We start from the raw sequence: 3,637 nt of genomic DNA, 5'->3' as shown, positions 1-3,637 counted from the left end.
TTGGCTTCGTCGATGCCGGGAATGTGTCCGGCTGGAACCCACCACAGCGCCAGATACGTTCCGGCGAACTTCGCGAACCACTCGTGCCGCTGCCGCAGCAGTTCGGAGTGCACGGTGCGATACACGTAATCCCGCAACGCTTCGACACTTTCCCATACCGACATATTCATGAGAATGCGATCGTCGTCGTAGGGACGGAAGTAGGTCGCGTTGCCCTCGGAGGTTTGCAGCCGCCACACGAATCCCGGAGCGCGATCGGCAAGCGCATTGAGTTCGTCGAGGCGCGAGACGAAGCCCGCCATCTGAGGATCGTCTAGAGGAGCAACAATTCGACCTATGTTGATTTGCGCAACGTGATATTGCGGCATCGGCGTTCCCCCGCTAGAAAAACGATGCGGCGATTATAAGGAAGCGCTCGGGAATCGGGGCTGGTTTGCAATCAATCGGCGACGAATCTTGGGACAAGGGAACAGCTTACAGGGGACAGGGGACAAAACCCAGCTGCTGTAGTGGGCAGTGATCAATCATCGGGTGATCGGTGGTCGGGCCATCGTGTGGAAGTGAACAGTCAAAGGCAAAACAGAACAGCAACAGCAAACACAAGATCCTTCGACTCCGGTCTCCCGCGCCCGTCCCATCGAGCGCAACAGCGGCGCTCGGCGGGTCCCCGGGAAACGCGTTCGAGAGCGACTGGTCGGGCGGAGCCTCCGGTTCTCTTTTCGTGACAGCGAGCACGTCCGTGAGGACGTTTTGAGGATATACTTCCGCTCAAATCTGCACGTATAGACGGCCGCCTCGTCAGAGGAGGTACGAGATGAAATGGAACTGTGTCCTGCCGGCTTGTGTTCTCTGGGCGGCCTGTTTGTCCTGGGCGCAGAGCGCTCCTGCGCCTGCTCCGGCCAAGGTCAAATACGATGAGGCGTCGCGCATCAAGATTAGCGGCGTGGTGGACGACATCCAGCAGCGGAGCCTCGGTGGCACCTGCAAAGCTCCCGGGGTGTTTGTCACCGTCAAGGCGAATGAAAAAACCTTTGAGCTTCGCGTCGGACCAAAATGGTTCATCGACGCCCTGACCTGGACGTTCACGAAAGGCGACAAGCTGGAGATCACGGGCTGGAAGGTGGACAAAGAAGGCAGCAACGAGGTGGTAGTCCGCAAGATTAATCGCGCAGAATGGAGCCTTGAACCGCGAGACGATACCGGCGCTGCCAATTGGCTGTGGATGCCCGCTCCGAAGGACTCGGGCAAGTGCATCTAACAGACAAAGCCCGCTTCCGCTAGCTCTGAAGAAAGTGAATGGCGAGATCTGTGGAAGGAAGGACCGAAATGGGAAAGGCCGGGCCACCCGTCCCGCGGAAAATGCCGTGGAAAAGGTTTAGGGAAGGGCACGACTTCAGTCGTGCCGTCACTGACAGTTTCGCTTCGGCTTTAGGGCTACGAAGCTGCTTGCTTGAGTGCCGTTTCGGCACGGCAGAGGATAGCCCAGGGTGGACCGTTGTTGGGAGTCCTGGGTTCACGGTAGACATGGATGTACGTCCGCTCTGCCGAAGGCTCGCGCGCAGCCATAGCGGAGCGCCAGAAGAAATTCATTTGTTTTGTGGCTCCGACCTTCGGTCTCCGCGAGGGCCTGCGGCAGCGAGGACTGGGACTGTTCCTCGTCTTACCCAGCATCCCGCGAGTCCGCCGACCGCGAACATCCGCGGTCGCCGTGCTCGCTCCACCCTGGGCTACTCTTATGCCGTGCCTACGGCACTCTCTTTCGCTCGCGGATGGAACATTTTGGGCGGCGGTGCGAGAACGCTGTCGATAATTCCTGTTTGTGACTCTCGTCGAGGTTGAGGGCTAAGTGATTTGCGGCTCTCGAGCTCCACGCTTATTAAGCGACTTCTGCTGGGCTGTCGTAATCCCTAAGCCGCGGAAAGGCTTTCTGAACATCGGCCCACGCCAGACGCATCGCGTCCTTGTCGGTTTTGCCAATGTAACGGTAGAAGTCCATCGCCTTCTCTCTCGCCTGTTCCTCTTCCGCCGTGAGCTGCACTGGCCTCTTCTTCATATTCTCAATACTCATCGGGCTCCCATCCATGCGCATGAAGCAGTCTCAATGTTACGCCGATTGGCGCATCGAGTGGTTCACAGCGAGTTTGCGCAGCGAGCACCGGAATGCAAACGCAAGCAGGCTGTGCCAGCCACGTCGCAAAAAAAAGGGACGCCGTTAGGCGTCCCTAATGGAGCTACTCGGCCGATTACTTGCAGTGCGGCTTCTGAACTTTAGTGGGAGAAGTCAGAATGCCTTCATTCGGATAGCTATAAGCATGATCGATTGCATCCGACGAGCCTTCCTGGAACCACTGCAACAACGCCTCATTCTGAGGATGGAACGTGAACAGTGATGTCGTCATGTTCACAGTTACGGGCAGAGTGACTGGATACGTGGCGTTGGGCAACCCTTCCACTACGTCTCCGTCTTCGAGATCGTTCTGGCAGTTCCCGTTCGGGGACAACCACCACGGGGTCAGGTTGCGAACACCATCACTCACCACGAACGGGTCGTTGAACGATTCGGCAATTTCGTGGCTATGAGCGGTGATGTCGGTGAAACCAGCCCCAAACAGTCCGGGCGAAATCCAGCTGGAGTAGTTGGCAATGTAGCGCTTCTCTACATTTCCGTTGCTGTCATCTCCGGGCTCGAAGTCATAGGTGTGGAAACCGAGGATGCAGCACTGCCCGCGAACATTCGGGTTTCCAAGGAACGTGTTGGGAAACAGGAACGTAGAGATGTCCTTAGTAGTAACTTCACCCGCGTTCTCAGCCGCGCCGACCGGGGTTGTGGTATCGCTTGCAACCGCGGGGAACAGCTTGTTCACGAACAGGTTCGGATCGACAACGAACACATAGGCAAGATTGCCATCCGTGTCGAGTCCGAACAGATAGGTGCCGCGGATCAGCGTCATCACGCGAGTGGTCTTTACGCTCGGGACGAGGATCGTATGCCAATCATCCTTCGCTTTGCTGTAGTACTCCGCGCGCTGCACGGCGTCGGTGAACTGAGTGGGAATGGAACTGCTCGAATACATTGAGTTCTGAAATACTGGAGAAGCTAAAACGTAAGGAACGAAAGGCGCAGCTGCAAGGTAGAGACGCTTGCCGTTCAAGACGCGTGGAGTGCCATCGAAGTTGCGAAGGTCGATGTCAACCGGAACGACTGGAGCATTGATGTAGGTGGTGCCGTGATTGTTCGGTGGATTCCCCACCATATTTGTGTACCAGAGACTGTTGAAAACACCATCCGGGGTGCCGTTGTCCAGGTATCCCGGCGCGAAATAATGGTCGTTCCAGTTCAGCAACGAGTCGATGCTGGGCACACCCTGACGTGCGTGCGCCTGGCCATTCCGTAAATGTGCGTGTGGGGCGATCTTGGTGAACTTGCCATTGGAGCCGTTATCCAGCAGGCTGCCGGAAAGGGCAATCTGGTCGTTTTGCAATTGGGCGAAGCCGGTGGCGGCAACAAGTGCGCAGGCAGACAGAAGCAGCATGCGCAGGATTTTCTGCGTAGTGGTCATTTGAAGAGAAACTCCGGGAAGTGTTAGGTTTTTTGGGGGGGGGTTACTTATGTAACAACAACTATACACCGGAGCGA

4 protein-coding genes are annotated in these 3,637 nt (G+C 56.8%); 1 reads left to right on the top strand and 3 read right to left on the bottom strand.

Translation table 11 applies throughout. The features are described 5' to 3' along the window. Positions 1-368 (bottom strand): DUF3291 domain-containing protein (locus DMG62_22335; GenBank protein PYY20721.1); only part of this gene is annotated, 368 nt, incomplete at its 3' end. 446 nt (positions 369-814) lie between these two features. On the opposite strand from DMG62_22335, the gene DMG62_22330 reads away from it, so the two are divergent. Then, positions 815-1,258, top strand: a complete 444-nt coding sequence (locus tag DMG62_22330) for a hypothetical protein (protein PYY20720.1) — start codon at positions 815-817, stop codon at positions 1,256-1,258. Between the two features lie 618 nt (positions 1,259-1,876). Here DMG62_22330 and DMG62_22325 read toward each other — a convergent pair. Both DMG62_22325 and DMG62_22320 read right to left on the bottom strand, forming a co-directional pair. Beyond that, the gene (locus DMG62_22325) at positions 1,877-2,089 is read right to left on the bottom strand and encodes a hypothetical protein (protein ID PYY20719.1); all 213 of its coding nucleotides are present in this window, start codon (positions 2,087-2,089) and stop codon (positions 1,877-1,879) included. Positions 2,090-2,243: 154 nt separating this feature from the next. Beyond that, positions 2,244-3,560, bottom strand: a complete 1,317-nt coding sequence (locus DMG62_22320) for a hypothetical protein (GenBank protein ID PYY20718.1) — start codon at positions 3,558-3,560, stop codon at positions 2,244-2,246. Positions 3,561-3,637: the final 77 nt, after the last annotated feature.

The sequence above is a fragment of the Acidobacteriota bacterium genome, from assembly GCA_003225175.1.
Taxonomy (GTDB): domain Bacteria; phylum Acidobacteriota; class Terriglobia; order Terriglobales; family Acidobacteriaceae; genus Gp1-AA112.
The sequence above is the reverse complement of the archived record's forward strand: the minus strand, read 5'-3'. Positions and strand labels throughout refer to the sequence as shown.

What these genes read in the sequence shown, in the direction of transcription:
- DMG62_22330 (PYY20720.1), top strand. Translation starts at nt 815, where the DNA reads ATGAAATGGAACTGTGTCCTGCCGGCTTGTGTTCTCTGGGCGGCCTGT.
- DMG62_22320 (PYY20718.1), bottom strand. Translation starts at nt 3,560, where the DNA reads ATGACCACTACGCAGAAAATCCTGCGCATGCTGCTTCTGTCTGCCTGC.
- DMG62_22325 (PYY20719.1), bottom strand. Translation starts at nt 2,089, where the DNA reads ATGCGCATGGATGGGAGCCCGATGAGTATTGAGAATATGAAGAAGAGG.